General features: G+C 65.6%; 15 protein-coding genes. 10 read left to right on the plus strand and 5 right to left on the minus strand.

What is annotated here, in order from left to right; genetic code table 11:
• Position 1 precedes the first annotated feature (1 nt).
• Positions 2 to 775, minus strand: a complete 774-nt coding sequence (locus ACW2Q0_RS07435; protein ID WP_457187516.1) for an enoyl-CoA hydratase/isomerase family protein — start codon at positions 773 to 775, stop codon at positions 2 to 4.
• A gap of 316 nt (positions 776 to 1,091) precedes the next feature.
• On the opposite strand from ACW2Q0_RS07435, the gene ACW2Q0_RS07440 reads away from it, so the two are divergent.
• The 3 genes from ACW2Q0_RS07440 (at position 1,092) to ACW2Q0_RS07450 (ending at position 3,589) form a co-directional block, all read left to right on the plus strand.
• Complete coding sequence (locus ACW2Q0_RS07440; RefSeq protein ID WP_457187518.1) at positions 1,092 to 1,295, plus strand: ferredoxin; 204 nt, start codon at positions 1,092 to 1,094, stop codon at positions 1,293 to 1,295.
• A gap of 37 nt (positions 1,296 to 1,332) precedes the next feature.
• The gene (locus ACW2Q0_RS07445; RefSeq protein ID WP_457187520.1) at positions 1,333 to 2,541 is read left to right on the plus strand and encodes a cytochrome P450; all 1,209 of its coding nucleotides are present in this window, start codon (positions 1,333 to 1,335) and stop codon (positions 2,539 to 2,541) included.
• Positions 2,542 to 2,683: 142 nt separating this feature from the next.
• Positions 2,684 to 3,589: a TIGR03620 family F420-dependent LLM class oxidoreductase gene (locus ACW2Q0_RS07450; protein WP_457187522.1), complete on the plus strand. Its 906-nt coding sequence runs from the start codon at positions 2,684 to 2,686 to the stop codon at positions 3,587 to 3,589.
• 86 nt (positions 3,590 to 3,675) lie between these two features.
• Here ACW2Q0_RS07450 and ACW2Q0_RS07455 read toward each other — a convergent pair whose 3' ends face one another.
• Both ACW2Q0_RS07455 and ACW2Q0_RS07460 read right to left on the minus strand, forming a co-directional pair.
• Positions 3,676 to 4,884 carry an NAD(P)/FAD-dependent oxidoreductase gene (locus ACW2Q0_RS07455; protein ID WP_457187524.1) on the minus strand — a complete coding sequence of 403 codons (1,209 nt, stop codon included), beginning with the start codon at positions 4,882 to 4,884 and terminating at the stop codon, positions 3,676 to 3,678.
• A gap of 136 nt (positions 4,885 to 5,020) precedes the next feature.
• Positions 5,021 to 6,817: a flavin-containing monooxygenase gene (locus ACW2Q0_RS07460; protein ID WP_457187526.1), complete on the minus strand. Its 1,797-nt coding sequence runs from the start codon at positions 6,815 to 6,817 to the stop codon at positions 5,021 to 5,023.
• A gap of 167 nt (positions 6,818 to 6,984) precedes the next feature.
• Here ACW2Q0_RS07460 and ACW2Q0_RS07465 point away from each other — a divergent pair, with 167 nt between their 5' ends.
• Entirely contained in the window at positions 6,985 to 7,572 is a 588-nt protein-coding gene (locus ACW2Q0_RS07465; protein ID WP_457187528.1) for a MarR family winged helix-turn-helix transcriptional regulator, read from the plus strand.
• Between the two features lie 21 nt (positions 7,573 to 7,593).
• Here the strand turns inward: ACW2Q0_RS07465 and ACW2Q0_RS07470 are convergent, their stop codons facing one another.
• Positions 7,594 to 8,361 (minus strand): SDR family NAD(P)-dependent oxidoreductase, encoded by a 768-nt coding sequence (locus ACW2Q0_RS07470; RefSeq protein WP_457187530.1) that lies wholly within the window; start codon positions 8,359 to 8,361, stop codon positions 7,594 to 7,596.
• 219 nt (positions 8,362 to 8,580) lie between these two features.
• On the opposite strand from ACW2Q0_RS07470, the gene ACW2Q0_RS07475 reads away from it, so the two are divergent.
• The 5 genes from ACW2Q0_RS07475 to ACW2Q0_RS07495 all read left to right on the plus strand — a co-directional run bounded on the left by ACW2Q0_RS07475 (position 8,581) and on the right by ACW2Q0_RS07495 (position 14,775).
• A complete protein-coding gene (locus ACW2Q0_RS07475; protein ID WP_457187532.1) occupies positions 8,581 to 9,378 on the plus strand; it encodes an SDR family NAD(P)-dependent oxidoreductase in 798 nt (265 codons plus the stop codon).
• A gap of 193 nt (positions 9,379 to 9,571) precedes the next feature.
• Positions 9,572 to 11,185, plus strand: coding sequence for a flavin-containing monooxygenase (locus tag ACW2Q0_RS07480; protein ID WP_457187534.1), 1,614 nt, complete (start codon positions 9,572 to 9,574; stop codon positions 11,183 to 11,185).
• Complete coding sequence (locus ACW2Q0_RS07485) at positions 11,182 to 11,952, plus strand: SDR family NAD(P)-dependent oxidoreductase (protein ID WP_457187536.1); 771 nt, start codon at positions 11,182 to 11,184, stop codon at positions 11,950 to 11,952. Before ACW2Q0_RS07480 ends, ACW2Q0_RS07485 begins: the two co-directional genes overlap by 4 nt.
• Positions 11,945 to 12,919 (plus strand): alpha/beta hydrolase, encoded by a 975-nt coding sequence (locus ACW2Q0_RS07490; protein ID WP_457187538.1) that lies wholly within the window; start codon positions 11,945 to 11,947, stop codon positions 12,917 to 12,919. The genes ACW2Q0_RS07485 and ACW2Q0_RS07490 overlap by 8 nt, the downstream gene beginning before the upstream one ends.
• A gap of 53 nt (positions 12,920 to 12,972) precedes the next feature.
• Positions 12,973 to 14,775, plus strand: coding sequence for a flavin-containing monooxygenase (locus tag ACW2Q0_RS07495; RefSeq protein WP_457187540.1), 1,803 nt, complete (start codon positions 12,973 to 12,975; stop codon positions 14,773 to 14,775).
• A gap of 478 nt (positions 14,776 to 15,253) precedes the next feature.
• On the opposite strand, the gene ACW2Q0_RS07500 is transcribed toward ACW2Q0_RS07495, so the two are convergent.
• Entirely contained in the window at positions 15,254 to 16,021 is a 768-nt protein-coding gene (locus tag ACW2Q0_RS07500) for an SDR family NAD(P)-dependent oxidoreductase (RefSeq protein ID WP_457187542.1), read from the minus strand.
• A 662-nt stretch (positions 16,022 to 16,683) separates the two neighbouring features.
• Here ACW2Q0_RS07500 and ACW2Q0_RS07505 point away from each other — a divergent pair.
• Positions 16,684 to 17,445, plus strand: a complete 762-nt coding sequence (locus ACW2Q0_RS07505; protein WP_457187544.1) for a glucose 1-dehydrogenase — start codon at positions 16,684 to 16,686, stop codon at positions 17,443 to 17,445.
• Positions 17,446 to 17,602: the final 157 nt, after the last annotated feature.

The raw sequence follows: 17,602 nt of genomic DNA on the forward strand, positions 1-17,602 counted from the left end.
GTCACTCGCCGGTGAATTCGGCTTGGCGCTTTTCCGTAAAGGCGCGGGGCCCTTCGAGTGCGTCCTTGGTGTATCGCAGAAGCTGCAGCAGCGATTCTTCGAGCCGGAGCCCGGTCGACAGGTCGACATCACGCGACCGGAGCGCCAATTCCTTGGTGGCCTGCACTGCCAGTGGTGCGTTGTCCCGAATACGACGGGCAGCGGCGAGTGCGGCTTCCAGTAGGTCGTCTTGCTCCACGACCTGGTTGACCAAACCCCAACGAAGCGCGGTTGCGGCATCGAACCTGTCGCCGGTCAGCAGCGCCTCCATTGCGATGGCATGTGGCAACTGTGAGATCAACCGCTGTGTCCCGCCGTTTCCTGGCAAGACCCCACGCTGTACCTCGCTGAGGCCGAATTGCGCACTTGGGGTGGCGAATCTGATATCCGTCGCGAGCAGCAGTGTCAGCCCGCCGCCGAGGCAGTATCCGTTGACTGCGGCGATCACAGGTTTCCACATCTCGATGCCGCGATTGAGTAATCGCCCTTGCTGGGTCAGCCAGAAGTCGCCCAGGTCGGTCGGATTGCCCAGGAAGGATTTCAGGTCTGCGCCGGTGCTGAATGCTTTGTCGCCTGCCCCGGTGATGATCGAGACCCGGATGTCCCGGTTGTCGCGAATTTCTTCCCAGATCTCGGAAAGCCGGCGATACGCATCCGCGTCCATAGCGTTCATGCGCTCCGGGCGATTGATGGTGACCAGTGCTATGTGGTCGTCGATCTCTAAATCAATAGCCATTCGCTAGCTCCTCTGGTTCGGTTGGCGGCGACGATACGGCCGGTCGAACCCGGACCGGGGGCGTGCGAGCAGAGAACTTGTGCGTATCTCCAGTACCAGATCCGGCTAAGACGACGCGGAAGCAGCACGGGTCTCCGGCGAGCGGTTGCGCGGCGCGGGTTGCTGTCGCGGGTCGAGAGTGTCGTCGCGCCCGGATCCTCCGCAAGGCAACTTGTAGCCGTCTACAACTCCGCGGAATCTCGATGCGGCGAGCCGATGTGACACTCCTTACATTCGTGCCGTGGATGGCAGGGACAACTGCGGAGACGGAGGACGTATGGGTACTCGGATCAGTGCCGAGAAAGACAAGTGCATCGGTGCAGGCCTCTGCACCATCGCTGCACAGCACTTCGATCTGGATCAGTCGGGAAAAGTCGTGGTGCTGCAGGACGGCGATGTCGCGGATGCAGATCTCGATCTCGTCGCCGACGCCGTTTCCATGTGTCCTGCCGAGGCGTTGCACCTCCGGAAAAACGGCTGACCGGAACGACATTCGGTAGAACAGGACGAGGAGCATTATGAGCATCGACACCCTGCCCAGCATTGACTGGATGTCGGAGGACTTCCAGACCGATGTGGCGCGTGCGTGCGCGGCAATTGCCCCGCACCAGAAAGGGCCCGGCCTGGTCCGGAGCAGCCGGGGCATCGAGATCGTAAACTACGATCTCGCCCTGCGCGTTGTTCGTGATCCCCGGTTCAGCCTGGCAATGCCGTCGCGGCTTCGCACGATCGGAATCGCAGACGGGGCGGCCGCGAGTTCTTTTATGAACTTCCTGTTCAGCCGCGAGGGCGTCGATCATGTCCGGGCCCGGAAGGCATGCGCGCCGTGGTTCACCGCTTCGGGTGCGGAAAAACTGCGGCAGCAGACCCGGGAGTGGGTGAACAGCTGGCTCGACGAGAATTCCTCGGAGGGTAAGGATTTCGATTTCCTCGGTTCGGTGTCGAACCGCCTTCCCTCGACATTGTTCTGTCTCATGATCGGCGCACCGACCACGGATGCCGAATTCATCCAGCACATGTCAGAGGAAATTATGCTGCTGACGTCGCCTCCGATGCCGGGGAACGCGGAGCGGATCGAGGACGCAGCGGCGAAGACTCAGACCTACTTGCTGGAGCAGGCGGAGCAGCGGCGGCGCGCTCCTGGAGAGGACCTGCTATCGCATATGGTCCAGGTGCAGGAGTCCGGCGAAATCGACACCGACGACGTCCTCGCCGTGGTCTTCAACGCCCTGGTCGGCAGCACGGACACCACGAGCAGTCAGATCTGCCTGAACCTGCAGGCGCTGGCCGCCAATCCCGCACAATGGCGCCTGCTCAAGGACAATCCCGGACTGGTCTCGAACGCGGTGATGGAGTTGCTCCGCTTCAACCCGGGTGCGTGGTCGGTGCAGCGCTCCCCATTCGAAGCGATGGAATTCGAAGGGTTGCAGATCACGCCGGAGGACACGCTCTTCCCCGCGGTATTCGCGGGCAACAACGACCCGGCCGTATTCCCGGATCCGCGCAAGCTGGACATTCAGCGCGAGCACGCGGTGACACCGCTCAACTTCGGTACCGGCCGGCACGGCTGTCTCGGCCGGATGATCACACTGATGGAGCAGGAGGAGGTTCTGCTGGCGGTGACGAAGAATTGGAAGTCCTTCTCGGTTCTCGACGCGGAATTCAGCGGGAAGATGTTCGCGCTGGCGCCGAAGAGCTTCCGGGTGGCGTTCGTCCCGGAACACTGACCGATCTTCGCCCGGCCGCCGCACCCGGCGGCCGGGCGTTCCCGCAGCCGCGTATCGGCCCGGTGCGGCGGCGATGCGACCGGCGTTCTTGACGCAAGCACGACCGAACTCGCTGCGGTCACTCGAGAAACGGAACCCAACTGTGGACACCGCAGATCTTTCTCTTCCGAAGCTGGGAATCTGGACGGACGTCTTTGATTTCCAGCCGATCGACCAGGTCCGTGATCTGGCGGCGGAACTCGAGTCGCTCGGTTTCGGATCGATCTGGCTACCGGAAATGGTGGGCAGGGACCCGTTCGTCCAGCTATCGATGCTGTTGTCTGCCACCGAACGGATGAGGGCGGCGACCGGTATCGCGAGCATCTGGGCCCGCGATCCGATCACGACGGCTTGCGCGGCGAACGCGCTGACCGAAGCCTTCCCTGGACGGGTGCTCGTCGGGCTCGGCGTGAGTCACCGATCGGTGGTTTCGGGCATACGAGGACATGATTACCGCAAGCCGCTCACGGCGATGCGGGCGTACCTCGATGCGATCGCGGCCGCGCCATACTCCGCGGTGCCGCCGGCTACATCGGCCCGATACGTCCTGGCGGCGCTCCGGCCGAAAATGCTCGAGCTGGCGGGAACACGGACGTCGGGCGCGCATCCGTATCTGGTGACTCCCGCGCACACCGCCAGTGCTCGCCTGGTGCTGGGTGCCGGGCCCGCGCTCTGTCCGGAACAGACGGTCGTGGTGGAGGCGGATCGGGCGAAGGCCAGGGCGATCGCCCGGCGCTTCCTGTCGGTGTATCTGTCTCAACCCAACTACGTGAACAATCTGCGTGCGCTCGGATTCGAAGCGGCCGATTTCGCCGATGGTGGTTCGGACCGGCTCGTCGACGCGCTGGTCGTGCGAGGCGACATCGACAACGTGGTCGCCCGGGTGAACGAACATTTGGACGCCGGTGCAGATCATGTTGCCGTGCAGGTGTTGTCCGAGGTCCCGGGCGAACCGCCGGTCGCGGCGTGGCGGGAGTTGGCGGCGGCGCTACCGGAGATCCGAAGCTGAACACGTAGCCGATCCGCGCGAAATCATCGAAGCTGTCGTGCGTTCCGCCGGTTCGGTGTTGAGCACCGAACCAGCGAAACCCGCGATCATGCGGGAATCAGCGCGGCATCGATCGGGCGATCCGGATCTGCGATCAGATCAGCTGCCACCACGGCGCGGTCCGGATTTGCCAGTACCCGCCGGGCAGCGATGTGATCGCGCGGCGAGTCGAGTGACTCGACCGCAACGAGCGCGCCCGCGGCGTCGATCCGACACACCGAGAAGCCGTCCGTCCCTGGCGTGCCACGCAGCACCGTGCGGTCCTCCGGCCGGGCGCATCCCGCGATCATCAGTTTGTGCTTGTACTGCTCGGTCCAGAACCACGGCACTGAACGGTACGACTGCGCGAAGTGGCCTGCCACGATGCCCTTGGCGAGGTATTTCGACTGGTCGGTGCCGTTCTGTACGGATTCGAGGCGGACCGCGCGCCCGGAGACCGAACACGGGAACAGAGCGCAATCACCGATCGCGTACACCCCTGGCGCCGAGGTGTGCAGGAACTCGTCGACGACGATGCCGTCGCCGACCGCGAGTCCCGCTCCAGCCGCGAGGTCGACATTCGGCGTAACACCGACACCCACCACGACCGCATCGGCCGGAATCGATTCTCCGGAGTCGAGTAGGACCCGGCCCGGGAGGATGGAGCGCACTGCTGTTCCGAGGGCCAACCGGACGCCGTGCAGTTCCTGCTGGGCCGCCAGATAATCCGACATCGTTGCTGAGATGGCACGGGTCAGCAACTGCGGCGCCGACTCGATCAGGGTCACCTCGACGCCGTGCGCCCGTGCCGCACATGCCAGTTCGAGACCGATGAAGCCACCGCCGACAAGGCACAGCCGTCGTCCCGGGACCAGTTGCCGGCGGATCGATTCCGCGTCGCTCAGCGAACGGAACACGTTATAGGGCACCGACGCGGGAATCGACCGGGCGGTAGCGCCGGTCGCGAGCACTAGGCTGGAGTACGGCTGGACCTCCCCGCCGGAAAGCCGGACGGTGCGGCTGCGGGTATCGAGTTCCACGACCGTTTCGCCGAGTCGAAGCTGGATGGAATTCTCGCGCCAGAAGCCGTGCTCCCGGATGGCGATGTCGTCGCCGCCTTTGAGGTAACTCTTGGACAGAGGCGGCCTGTTGTAGGGCGGATGCGCCTCCGCTCCGATGACGATGACGTCACCCGGAAACCCTTCGGTGCGCAAGGCAATTGCCATCGAAACACCGGAATGTCCGGCGCCGACGATGACAACAGGGGCAGTGTTCATTCAAAATCTCCGCTGCGGGGCGGGGACGGTCTCGTCCCCGGAAGGCTGGAACAGTTTGCCGATGGCGCGGGGACGGTCCTTCCCGCCGCGCGGGCCGCGCTGGGAGCAGGAAGAGACCTGCTCCCAGTGCAGGCGGTCACGGAGTCTGCACGAGTGCTCCGGTTTCCACGCCTAGGATCTGCAGTGCGACGTGCTTCGAGTGGCCCCGCACCATGCCGGTCGATCCGGCGATGAACCACAGTTTGGGGTGACCCGACTGACGGAAGGTGTTGCGGAGTTCGCCGTACTCGTCCAGGCCCCACACCGGTGTGACGCGCTCGATGACTTCGTCGCCCAGGATGGGGCGCGCGATATCACGCATGTTGGACCAACCGGTGGCGAATACGACGACATCAGCCTCTTCGGTGGTGCCGTCCGAGTAGACCACGCCGGTCTCGGTGAATTCGGCGATCTCGCCGCGCTGCAGTCGTACCGTGCCGTCGATGATCAGCTGAGCGCAGCCCTTATCGATGTAGTAGCCACCGCCCCGGCGCAGGGCGGCGCCGAGCATTCCTTCCGCGCCCCTGCCCAAGTCGACTTCGAAGCCCGCCTTGGTGAGGCCGTCGATCATGTCGGCGTCCAGTTCTGCGATGACGCGAGTCGCGGCGGGGCCCAGCTCCTCCAGCGCGAGCAGGTACGGTATCGACGCGTTGAGCAGATCCGCGTCCGCCAGTTCAGGGCCGTTCTCGGTCCAGTACGCGCCGTGAAAAATGGGGATGCCGTTGACGCCGGACATCACATAGGTGCCACCGCGCTGGACGATGGTCGTCGCGGCGGCGCCGCCCTCATGGAAACTTTGCGCGACGTCCTGGCCGCTCGAGCCGGTGCCGACGACGATTGCCTTCCGGCCGGGGTAGTCGCGGCCACCGCTGAATGCGCTGGAGTGAACGATCTCGCCGTGAAACCTTTCGGCGCCGGGGATCTCCGGAGTGTACGGCAGACCAGCCTGCCCGGTTGCGAACACGAGATGGGTGGGGTGCACGACGCGCTCGGCACCCTCCCGGTCGACGACAACAGTCCAACGACCTTCGGTCGCATCGTAATCGGCTTGTTTCACTTCGGTCCGCACCCACGCATTGAGCTGAAGCAGAGTGACGTACGACTCGATCCAGTCGCCCATGAACTCGGCCGGGGTGTACAAGGGCCAGTTGCTCGGGTACTCGAGATAGGGGAAGCGAGAGAACCAGTACGTGTCGTGCAAAGACAGCCCAGCGTACCGGCGGCGCCAATTGTCGCCCAGACGTTCCTCCCTGTCGACCACGAGATGCGATACACCGAGGTGCTGGAGGCGCGCCGCGAGCATCAGGCCGGAATGGCCTGCGCCAACGATCAGGACCGTTGGTTCGACATCGGCGAATTCGCGCTCCTCCGAACGGGTTTCGTAGAAGGTCTTCCGGCCGCGGATCGCGGTGTTGTATTCGGGGAGTGTGACGTCGTGGATGGAGGTGTGGCGCTCTTCGTGCCCGATGAGATCCTCCATGCTCGTCGCGATGGTCCAGGCCTTCCAGCCGCCGGCCACCGCGCGGAGCCGAACTACCCCGCGGCCGTGGGCACGGTCGGTGCGGAAGGTCAGCAGGGCCTCGATTGTGGTGGTGCCGTCGCTGTGGGTGATCGTGGGCTCCTTGCCCACCTCCACCGCGAAGTTCCTGGGGTTCGTGGCCGCGGCGAATTCGTCGATCAGCCGAGTGATTCCCGCAATGCCGCGGTAGGTGCGGATATCCCAGGTGAGCGCCAGAAGGTCGCGCCACCAGCTGTCATCGGCGAAGAGGTCGGCGATGTTTGCCGCGCTGTCGTTTCGGAGGCAGCACTCCAGCTGTTGTAGCCACCGCGACGCTTCGGCTGTCGCGTCGAATGATGAGTCAATGTCGTCCTGGGTTGTCGTCTCTGCGGTCATGATCGTGTCGCCTCTTCGTGCTGCGTGGATCGGGGGAGCGACGACGGGACCCGCCGCCGCGGGGTGTACGGGCATCGCTTCCGTGCGGACGCTAGCCGAGTCGGCGGCGGCATCGTTTACGCTCGGAAAGGGCGTTTGTCCATATCGACAGCCGAGGGGTCTCCATCGTGCAGACAAAGACGCGTGGCCTACGTACCGAGCAAGGGCCGACGAACGGTGAATCCCGTGCGTCGACGGTCGGGGTACACGAGATGGATGAGTTGATCGACCGGGTTCTGGCAGCGCGATACCCTGGCATTGATCGTGCTGCCCTGCGGATGTCCACCAATCTCAAGCGGACGCTCACCCACCTGGCGCATCGTGAAGCGGACGCGGTGTACGACCGCTTCGGGTGCCCGGAGGCAGCCTCCCGGGTGCTGGCAATGCTCTGGATCTTCGGCGAGATGGCCACCCGCGACATCTGCAAGCTGACCGGTGTCTCCCGGCAGGCCGTCGCGGGTGTGATCAACACTTTGGAGAAGCGCGGGCTGGTCGGGCGTGACCGGGCGAAGGGACAGGATCGCCGCCAGCACACCGTGTGGATCACGCCGGCAGGTTCGGAACTGATCGGCCCCAGTCTGGTCGCGCAGAACGAGGTGCACGCCGAGTTCTTCTCGGTGCTCAGCGCCGACGAGGCCGAACAGTTCGCCGCTATCCTGTCCAAATTGCTGCGCGCGGACGCGACCGAACCGTCCGGCCGGGGCGAGGCGGTCTGATCGCCCGGGTGCCCGGCCCCGTCAGCGCGCGGTCCAGCCGCCGTCGACCGGAATCGCGGTGCCGGTGACGAAGGTGGCCGTACGACCGCACAGCCATGCCACCGCTGCGGCGACCTCGTCGGGGTCACCCATGCGTTGCAGGGCCTGCTTGTCCCGCAGCTGTCGCCGGTCCTCCTCGCCGGTACGCGCCAGACGGCGCTGCAGTCCGGGGGTTTCGATGACTCCTGGGCACACCGCGTTGACTCTGATTCCCCGAGTGGCGTACTGCAGCGCCGCGGATTTGGTGAGTCCGACAACGCCGTGTTTCGCGGCGACGTACGCGGGCGAATTGTCGGCGGCCCCGGCTAGGCCGACGGCGGACGCGATGTTCACGATCGAGCCGATCCCCTCCAGGGTCTCCAGCATGAGCGGCAACTCGTATTTCATCGACAGATAGACCCCGCGCAGGTCGACGTCGAGGACAAGATCCCAGTCCGCCTCGGTGAGGTCGGCGAGATCGACCGCTTTGGTCCCGAGTCCGGCGTTGTTCACGGCGGCGTCGAGCCGGCCGAAGGCCGACCGAACCGCCGCGATCGCGGACTGCACCGACTCGGCCGCGCGCACGTCGCAGTGGAGCCCGACCGCGCCCGCGCCCGAGCTGGACAGCTCCTCGGCGGTCGCCTTCGCGCCGTCTTCGTCGAGGTCGAGTACCCCGACGGAAAAGCCGGATCGGCCGAGGGTCAACGCGATCGCGCGACCGATTCCATGTGCGGCTCCGGTAACGACTGCGACAGGACGGCTGGATGGCATGAGCGACCTCATCTCCTCCGGGTACGCGGGCGACCGGACACTAACCGCCGTGGCCGCCGATGGGGATGTACGGACCCCGAGCTGTTGGAGAAGTTTCCGATCCTGCCGGGCAAGGGTGTTCCCGGTCACATCGGTGCCGGATAACGTCCCGACGTCGCGGATGGTCCGTGGAGACATCGACTCGGACCGCGACGGCACTACTAGCTCGAGGAGGAGCACATGCCACTCGATGGTTTGCAGGGAAAGGCCGCACTTGTCACGGCCGGTGCACAGGGTATCGGCGCCGCTGTCGCGCAGCGGCTCGTCAAGGAAGGGGCACAGGTCGCTATCGTCGACATCGATGAGGCGCGGTTGAAGTCGTTCGCCGACTCCCTCGGGGATTCGGCGATCGCCATCGTGGGCGACGCCTCTACACCGGAGGGCGTCGAGGCCTATCTGGCTCGGACGGTAGAGGCGTTCGGCCGGATCGATCTCGCCCATCTCAACGTCGGCATCGGCAACAAGCCAAACTTCCTCGCCGACAGCGAGATTGACGATTTCGACAAGGTCATGGGTATCAATCTGCGCGGCGCCTACCTCGGGTTGCGCGGGGTGTTGAAGTGCTTCCTCGATCAGGGGGGCGGCGGGTCGATAGTAATGACGTCGTCGATCAACGGCATCGGGGGCACTCCCGGCTCGACCATCTACACCGCCTCCAAGCACGGCATCATCGGTCTCGTTCGCAGTGCTGCCCGGGAGTACGGCCCACAGGGCATCCGGATCAACGCGATCGTTCCCGGTTTCGTGGAGACCACGGCGTTGCTGGACCTGCTCGATGCGGACGGCCGGGGCGCCGAACGGCGTGCCGAGATGGAAAGCACTGTGCCACTGGGCCGTTGGGCACAACCCGCCGAGATCGCCGCGGCGATCTCCTGGCTGCTCAGCAACGAGGCCAGCTTCGTCTCGGGCTCGGCGATGGTGGTGGACGGCGCGGCCACCGCCGGCGCGACTGCCTGGGAGCGGTTCACCTCCGCGTGATCGCGTCCGGGTACGCGGGCAGTGCGCCGGCCCGGACCCGGCTGGCCCGCGTTCGCTCAGCTCAGTTCTGTGGAGATCCCCAATCGGCCCGACCAGCGACTGTTGTGTGCGTCACTACCGGTTCCTACCGTCGCACTCACCCAACAGCCGGGACCGGGAATCCGGACAGGTGACGTGAGGAATCGGCAATACGATGGTGGAACCCAATCTTCAGGTAGACGGTTGTGACTACGACGTGGTCGTCGTAGGCGCGGGAATGGGAGGAATTTACGGCGCGCACCGGCTCGCGAGCCAGGGACTGCGCGTCCTCGGCTTGGAGGCGGCTTCCGGGTTCGGCGGGGTGTGGTACCACAACCGGTACCCAGGAGCCCGAGTCGATGTCGAAAGCCAGGTATACAACTTTCTGTTCGACCGGGACCTCGTCAAATCATGGGTGTGGAGCGAGCGCTACGCGACCCAGTCCGAGATTCTCGCCTACCTCGATCACGTGGCCGACTATCTCGACGTACGGAAACTCTTCCGATTCGATTCCCGGGTGACGGCTGCGCGCTGGGACGACGAGCGGCACCGGTACACCGTCGAGGTGAACGGTTCACGCCGGGTGACCGCGAGGTTCCTGGTCATGGCGACGGGACAGTTGTCGAAGCCACACGATCCGCCGTTCGCGGGACTGGAAAGCTTCCGCGGCAGATGGGTGCGGACCGGGGACTGGCCACACGATCGGGTCGACTTCGACGGCAAACGGGTTGCTGTCATCGGGACCGGTTCCTCCGGGGTGCAGGTGATCACCGAGATCGCGCCGCGGGTAGGGAGTCTGCACGTGTTCCAGCGCACCCCCGCCTACACCGTGCCGTCCCGGAATCGCCCATCCGGCCCCGAACAAGCGGCGCAGGTCTTCGAGAACTTCGACGCGTTTCGCGACGCGCTGTACCGGCAGGCGGCCGGGATCCGGGCGCGGCCGCCGGCCGGGCCCGCCGCGGAATACTCACCGCAGGAACAGCAGCGCCTCGTCCAAGAGCGATGGGACGAGGGCGGCGCGACCATCAATTTCGCCTTCTCCGACCAGTCGGTCGACCTCGAATCCAGCACCGTAGTGGGGGATTTCGTACGAGGCAAGATCAGGGAGATCGTCGCGAACCCGGACACGGCCGCGACGCTGACCCCGACCAGCTATCCGATCGGGACCCGCCGGGTCTGCGTGAGCTCCGGGTACTACGAGACCTATAACCGCGACAACGTCGTGCTGGTGGACGTGTCCCGGGAGCCGATCACCCGGATCACGCCGCGCGGCATCGAGACCACCGCTGTCGAGTACGAGTTCGACCTGATCATTTTCGCACTGGGGTTCGACGCGTTCACCGGTGCGCTCGACGCAGCGAACATCGTGAATCACGAAGGGCGCGGGCCGACCGATCACTGGGTGAACGGGCCCGCCACTTATCTCGGTCTGATGACCACGGGCTTTCCGAACTTGTTCATGGTCACCGGTCCGGGTAGTCCGTCGGTACTGGCCAATATGTTCCTCGCCAACACCCAGCACCTGGATCTGGTGGGCGATCTGATCGCGCACATGACCGATCGCGGACACACGCGGGCGGAGCCGAGCGAAGCGGCGCAAGCCGAGTGGACCCGGCATGCCAACGAGATCGCCGAGCCGCTGTTGCGACGCCAGGCGGCGAGCTACATGGTGCAGGTCGGCCAGGACGGCGAGCGCTACCTGATTCCCTACGCGGGCGGATTCAACTCCTTCGTCGAGCATTGTTCGGCAGTGGTCGCGGGTGGCTTCCCCGGAATGGAGTTCCAGTGAGCAGCAACATGATTCGACCGCTCGCCGGTGTGGGCGCGATCGATCTGACCGGTGCGGTCGTCGTGGTGACCGGCGCCGCGCAAGGGATCGGTGCCACGATCGCCGAGCGGGTGGTCCGCTCCGGCGGGTCGGCGATCCTCACCGATATCGATCCGAACGGGAGCGTGGTCGCCGCGGAACTCGGACCGGCCGCCCGGTTCGTGCAGCACGACGTCGCCGAAGAGGACGGCTGGGACACCGTGATGAAAGCGGCGCTGGACAGCTTCGGCACGGTCACCGGCCTGGTCAACAACGCGGCCGTCTACATCCCCGAAACCCTGACCGAGACCACACAGCAGATGTTCGACCTGCACTACCGGGTCGATCAGCTCGGGCCGTTCTTGGGCATGCGGGCCTTCGCCGATACGGTCCGGGGCGGCGCCCAAGGCTCGGTGGTCAACATCTCTTCGGGGGCGGGCCTGCGGGGCGCGCGCGGACGGCTGGCCTACACCGCGGTCAAATGGGCGTTGCGCGGCATGAGCCGAGCGGCGGCCTGCGACTTGGCGGATCGGGGTATCCGGGTCAACTGCGTATTCCCCGGCATTATCGAGACCCCCATCCTCGCGAACAACCCGCCGGAGACGAATGCGTTGCTCACCGCGCAGACACCGCTCGGCAGGATGGGCACGCCGGATGAGGTCGCCGCTGCCGTGGCGTTCCTGCTCTCGGACGCGGCGAGTTTTGTGACCGCGGCCGAACTCACGGTGGACGGGGGAATCCTTGCGTAACACTGCCGTTCCCGGCTCCCCGTACGTCGACCCGGAGCTGGCGCCGGTGCTCGCGCTCATCCCCGAGTTCGACCTGGACGACGAGTCGCTCGCCGATTCGCGGCTCGCGCTGTCGCGTAGCCGGGTCCGGCGGCCCGATCAGCTCGCGGTGACGACGAGCGCCCGCGTCGCGCGGGCCGCAAACGCCGCGGCGGAGGTCCCGGTGGTGGTGCACACCCCGGCCGGCATCGGTACCGCGCGGGCGGCCGTCATCCAAATCCACGGCGGCGGGCTGGTCATGGGTAGCGCAGCCATCGTCGACCCAGATAACCGGAGGATCGCGGCCGATCTCGACTGCGTGGTGATTGCTGTGGATTACCGGCTGGCGCCGGAAAATCGCTTCCCTGCGGCACTCGATGACTGCTACACCGTGCTCGCCTGGGTCAGCCAGAACGCCACCGCTCTCGGCGTCGATCCGGCCCGGATCGTGGTCAAAGGCGAAAGCGCGGGTGGCGGCCTGGCCGCCTGCCTGTGTCAACTGGCGCGCGATCGGGGCGAGTATCCGATCGTGTTCCAGCACCTGACCTATCCGATGCTGGACGACCGAACCTGTGTGCGCTCGGATCTCCCGTCCTGGGCTGGTGCGCTGGTCTGGACCCGGAAGTCGAACAGCTACAGCTGGCGCAGCTACCTGGGCGGGCAGCCGGGCGCCGCTCAGGCGGCTGAGTACGCGGTCGCTGCCCGGTGCGCCGACCTGAGTGGACTCCCGCCTGCCTACCTCGTAGTGGGTGAGCTGGACCTGTTCCTGGAGGAGACCGCCCAATACGCGCTGCGCCTGTCCAGCGCCGGGGTGCCCGTGGAGTTGCAGGCGGTACCGGGCGCATTCCATTCGTTCCTCAGCTTCGGCGCGGACACCGAGGTAGGTGTCCGGGTTGGGCTGCGCAGCACTGATGCGCTGCGCCGCGCCTGCCGCGCCGAGCGACCGTAGCACGGCCGGTGCCGGTCGCAGAACATTCCGAAGTATCGATCGAGGAGATCACAATGACCGCGAATTCGGGTCTTTCCGAGCTTGGCACAAGGGTCGATTCGTGCCTGGACCCGGACGACGCCACGACAGAACAGCTTGCGGCGGTGGTCTCGGGCTGGCTGGGCACCGTACAGTACGCACTCGGTTCCGGTGCTACCGCCGACGTGACCGCGCTGTTCACCGGCAATGGGTGGTGGCGCGATCTGCTGTCGTTCACCTGGGATCTGCGCACCTTCAACGGGCGCGACGCCATTGCGAGTGGGATCTCCGAGTGGCCGGCGGCGCGCCATCTGACCGGTTTCCGACTGCCTGCGGGCGCCACACCGAAGACGGGCCGCAGCGACAACGGCAACCCGACCATCGAGTCGATCTTCGAGTTCGATTCGCCGGTCGCCGTGGGTCGCGGGGTGGTCCGGCTGGTGCGTGACGACGGGGCATGGAGGGCCTGGACTCTGCTCACCGCAGTGCGGGAACTGAAAGGGCACGAGGAGTCGCTGACGAACTGGCGGTCGCTGCACGAGGCGCACTACACGAACGCCGAGCCGGGCCGCGTTCCGTGGGCACATGGCCGCACCATCTCGGCGGAGTTCGCTGATACGGAGCCGCCGATTGTGATCGTCGGCGCAGGCCAGGCGGGACTGACCCTCTCGGCGCGTTTGCAGCGGCTCGGAATCCGTTCCCTCGTTGTCGACCGGACCGACCAGCTCGGCAACAGTTGGCGCAATCGCTACAGCAACCTGCAGTTGCATGACACCTACTGGAACAACCAACTGCCGTACCTGCCGTTCCCCGATACCTGGCCGATCCTTTCCCCGAAGGACAAGATCGCCGACTGGCTCGAGTCGTATGCGAACCACCTCGACATCCCGGTGTGGCTCAGCACCCAGATCACCGCCGCGGCCTACGATACGGAGCGGAAACACTGGACGGTCGAGCTCGTCCGCGGCGACGGACAGACTCGTACGCTGCATCCCCGGCATCTGGTGATGGCGACCGGCATGCAGAACGCGCCGTTCATCCCCGAACTTCGCGGCCGGGATCGCTTCGCGGGTGAGATCTATCATTCGGCCGAGTTCCCGGGCGGGGCGAGGTTCGCGGGCCGGAAGGCAATCGTCGTCGGTGCCGGGAACAGCGGCCACGACATCGTCCAGGACCTCTACGAACAGGGTGCCGACACGACAATGGTGCAGCGCAGCAGCACCTGGGTAATGAGCACGTCCGAGGGGCTACCGCTGCTCAACGACGGCTATGGGCCCGGTGAGAATGTCGAGGACGCCGACCTGTGGGGCGCATCGATTCCGTTCCCGCTGTCGGTCCGGATGAGCCCCGGCCTGGCCGCGCACATCGCGACCCTGGACAAGGAGTTGCTCGACGGGCTGCGCTCGGTGGGATTCAAGCTCAACAATGAGGGGCCGGGGCGTGGTATTACCAAGGCTGGCGGCTTCTACTTCGATCAGGGCGCCTCGCGACTGCTCATCGAGAAGAAGGTAGCCCTGGTCTCGGGAGATGTCGTCGGATTCGAGCCCGGTGCGGTGGTTATGGGCGATGGCACCGAAATCGAAGCCGACCTCGTCGTATTGGCGACCGGGTACCGCAACATGCGGGACGGCATCCGGGAACTGCTCGGCGACGAAGTGGCCGACCGGTGCAAGCCGATCTGGGGGATCGACCAGGAGCGGGGCGAAATCGGTTCGCTCTGGAGTGACTCCGGATACCCCGGCCTGTGGACTCACGGCGGAAACATGGCCATGTCGCGTACCTATTCGAAGTATCTGGCGCTTCGGCTGGCTGCCCTGGAATTCGGCTTGGTGAGCTGACAGTGAGGAGGTGAGACGACCATCTCCCGGGCCGGGCGCCGTGGACGGACCGACTCGTGTCTGGTTCGGGATCAGGCGGCTTTCCTCGGGAGGTGCTCGGCTGTATTCACCGGAACCAGCGTTGTCATCCATCGGGGCCGCGGCCAGAGGTCCTGCCTCTGTTCTTGGCCACTTGCCCGGCTCGAGCGGCTCGTACGGCAACCGAGCTGGCACGTGAGTGTGGGTCGTCGAGGTCGACCGGCCGCGCCGCCGGTACACCGTTCCAGACCAAGTTCTAGCCTTCGACGCCATCGTCGCGGTCAGTACCGCTGTGGCCGAAGACCGCACCTGCACACCTGAACGCCGTGACGGCCCCATCGAACCCGTCACCACCACTGACGATCTGCGCACGCAGGGCACCCAAATGCGCCCGGTGGGGCCATGTGACACGGATCCCACCGGGCGCTGGGCTTCATACCGTCACGCCGCGAATCGCCGGTCAGACGGCACTGGTCAGTGCACCGTCGACCACGATCGTCGTCCCCGACACGTAGCTGGCGTCGTCGCTCAACAACCACGCCGCGACCGCTGCGACTTCCTCGGGCCGCGCGAGGCGGCCCAGCGGTACCCGCGCCTCGATCCCCTTGCGGCGTTCCGCGCCACCACCGTCGAAGTCGAGGTCGTCGCGCAGTAGCTGAGTGTCGACGAAACCCGGGCAGAGGGCGTTGACCCTGATTCCTTGCCGGCCGTACTCGGCCGCGGCGGTCTTGGCGAGTCCGACCACACCGTGCTTAGCAGCCGTATATGGCGCGGCACCGACGCCGCCGTTTACCCCGGCGAGCGACGAGGTGAGTACGATCGCACCACCGCCACCCTGCGTGATGAACTGGCGAACCACCGCACGCAGGCCGAGAAAGTTGCCGCGGAGCGAGATACCGAGCACTCGGTCGTAGTCGGCCACATCGATGTCACCGGTGAAGCCGGGACTGTTCCCCACACCGACGTTGAGGTGGGCCAGGTCGATCCGCCCGAATCGGTCCAGGGCGACCTGGATGTAGTTCTCGACGCCTTCGGGGGTAGTCGCATCGGCGACCACCGCGACCCCTTCGCCGGGCAGGTCGCCGACGGTTTTGGCGGCCGCGTCGGCATTGATGTCGACGACGACCACCTTCGCCCCCGCGTCGCTGAGGCGCCGGGCGGTGGCGCCGCCGATGCCGGTGCCCCCGGCGGTCACGATGGCGATCTTGGTGTTCAAGCTGGACAGCATGTGTCTGTTTTCCTCTCCGTGAACCGAATGAGATGTCGGAGTGTCGGGATTGGAGCCCGGATGCGCCGATAGACAGGGCTCTCGGTCGGACGCGGGTAGGTCGCAGCGGTGGGATTCGAGTCGAGGCGTTCTCCTGGCAGGACATCGCCGGTGTCAGAACCTGCAGTCCTGCATCCGTCGCACAATGAAGTGGCCGGTGCCGCGACGGCTGTTCGCTTGATCGTGGCGCGATGCGAACGATTCATGGTGTCTCCGATCCGATTTCGGCGACGATCGCTCCAGCGCCGCACGCCCGCAAAGTCGCATCGTTGACCCGGGCTCCGCAAGGAGGCTAGGGCAGCGGGTTCACGGCGGGGACCGTGTCTTCTGACGCGCTTGTTGGCGCCTCCAAGAACGCCGGCGGCAAATCGGGCGGCTGAACGTGTTCGACGATTCGGAGCGCCCGGAGATTTGGCGGTTCGGGTAAGTGGTGACGCCCGGCGTGGGATTCACCGATACCGGTCGGCGGCGTCGCTCCGAGGATCTACCCGCCGGGGCTCAGGTTGGAGATTCTCCCAAGCCAGAGGCTCGAGGGTGATGTCCGCTGCTACGGCGTGATGTTGGCTCAAGTGCGATCAGCGTACTCGGCAATGTGACCGGCTGTGGCCGGAGAAGGAGTCTGTATGTCCATCGAAAAGTCATTTGCCGACACTGCCGCTTTCGTGACCGGGGCAGCATCCGGGCTCGGCCGAGCCTGCGCTGTTGCGTTCGCCGCGGCGGGCGCCTCGGTGAAGGTAGCGGACATCGATGCCGACGGCGGCCGGATCACGGTTGACCAGATCGCCGAGGCCGGTGGCGTAGCCTCGTTCGTGCGATGCGACGTCAGCTGTGAAGAGGATGTCGCGGCTGCCGTGGCCTCATGCGTCGCGGACTACGGCCGTATAGACGCAGCCGTGAACAGCGCCGGGATCGTCGACCCCGAACCCGCTCCTATGGCTGAATCCATAGTCGCCGGGTTCGACCGGGTCATCGCGATCAACTTGAGAGGTGTCTATCTGAGTCTCCGTTATCAACTGGCGGCCATGGTCGCACAAGGGGGCGGAGCGATCGTCAATATCTCCTCCGGCGCGGGTCTGGTGGGCGTTTATGACATGGCGGGTTACTCCGCGTCCAAACATGGAGTCATCGGCCTGACGAAGGCTGCGGCACTGGACTACGCCCAGAAGGGAATTCGGATCAATGCGATATGTCCCGGGGTGATCGAGACACCGATAAACCGGGAATTGAGCCCCGAGCTGATGGAACCGGTCATCGCCGGTCATCCCATGGGCCGGATCGGCCATCCGCACGAGATCGCCGCCGCCGCGCTGTGGCTGTGCTCGTCGGAGGCATCATTCGCTACCGGAGTGTCGCTGCCGATCGATGGTGGCTATGTCGTCCGGTAATTCTCTGGTGTCCTTCACGAGTTAGCGACAGCTGCCGGTTCCGTCAGGTGTTTTCGTCGCGCTTGTGCTCGACTACCCAGGCCGGATCTGTGCCCGCGAGGTGAACCCGAGTTCGGCGCTCTCGGCCATCGACTACTTTCTGTGCACGGCAGGCATC

This window comes from Nocardia citri (genome assembly GCF_054065835.1).

Coding starts and splice junctions, on each gene's coding strand:
- ACW2Q0_RS07495 (WP_457187540.1), top strand. CDS start 12,973: ATGACCGCGAATTCGGGTCTTTCCGAGCTTGGCACAAGGGTCGATTCG.
- ACW2Q0_RS07500 (WP_457187542.1), bottom strand. CDS start 16,021: ATGCTGTCCAGCTTGAACACCAAGATCGCCATCGTGACCGCCGGGGGC.
- ACW2Q0_RS07445 (WP_457187520.1), top strand. CDS start 1,333: ATGAGCATCGACACCCTGCCCAGCATTGACTGGATGTCGGAGGACTTC.
- ACW2Q0_RS07505 (WP_457187544.1), top strand. CDS start 16,684: ATGTCCATCGAAAAGTCATTTGCCGACACTGCCGCTTTCGTGACCGGG.
- ACW2Q0_RS07440 (WP_457187518.1), top strand. CDS start 1,092: ATGGGTACTCGGATCAGTGCCGAGAAAGACAAGTGCATCGGTGCAGGC.
- ACW2Q0_RS07470 (WP_457187530.1), bottom strand. CDS start 8,361: ATGCCATCCAGCCGTCCTGTCGCAGTCGTTACCGGAGCCGCACATGGA.
- ACW2Q0_RS07435 (WP_457187516.1), bottom strand. CDS start 775: ATGGCTATTGATTTAGAGATCGACGACCACATAGCACTGGTCACCATC.
- ACW2Q0_RS07460 (WP_457187526.1), bottom strand. CDS start 6,817: ATGACCGCAGAGACGACAACCCAGGACGACATTGACTCATCATTCGAC.
- ACW2Q0_RS07455 (WP_457187524.1), bottom strand. CDS start 4,884: ATGAACACTGCCCCTGTTGTCATCGTCGGCGCCGGACATTCCGGTGTT.
- ACW2Q0_RS07480 (WP_457187534.1), top strand. CDS start 9,572: ATGGTGGAACCCAATCTTCAGGTAGACGGTTGTGACTACGACGTGGTC.
- ACW2Q0_RS07475 (WP_457187532.1), top strand. CDS start 8,581: ATGCCACTCGATGGTTTGCAGGGAAAGGCCGCACTTGTCACGGCCGGT.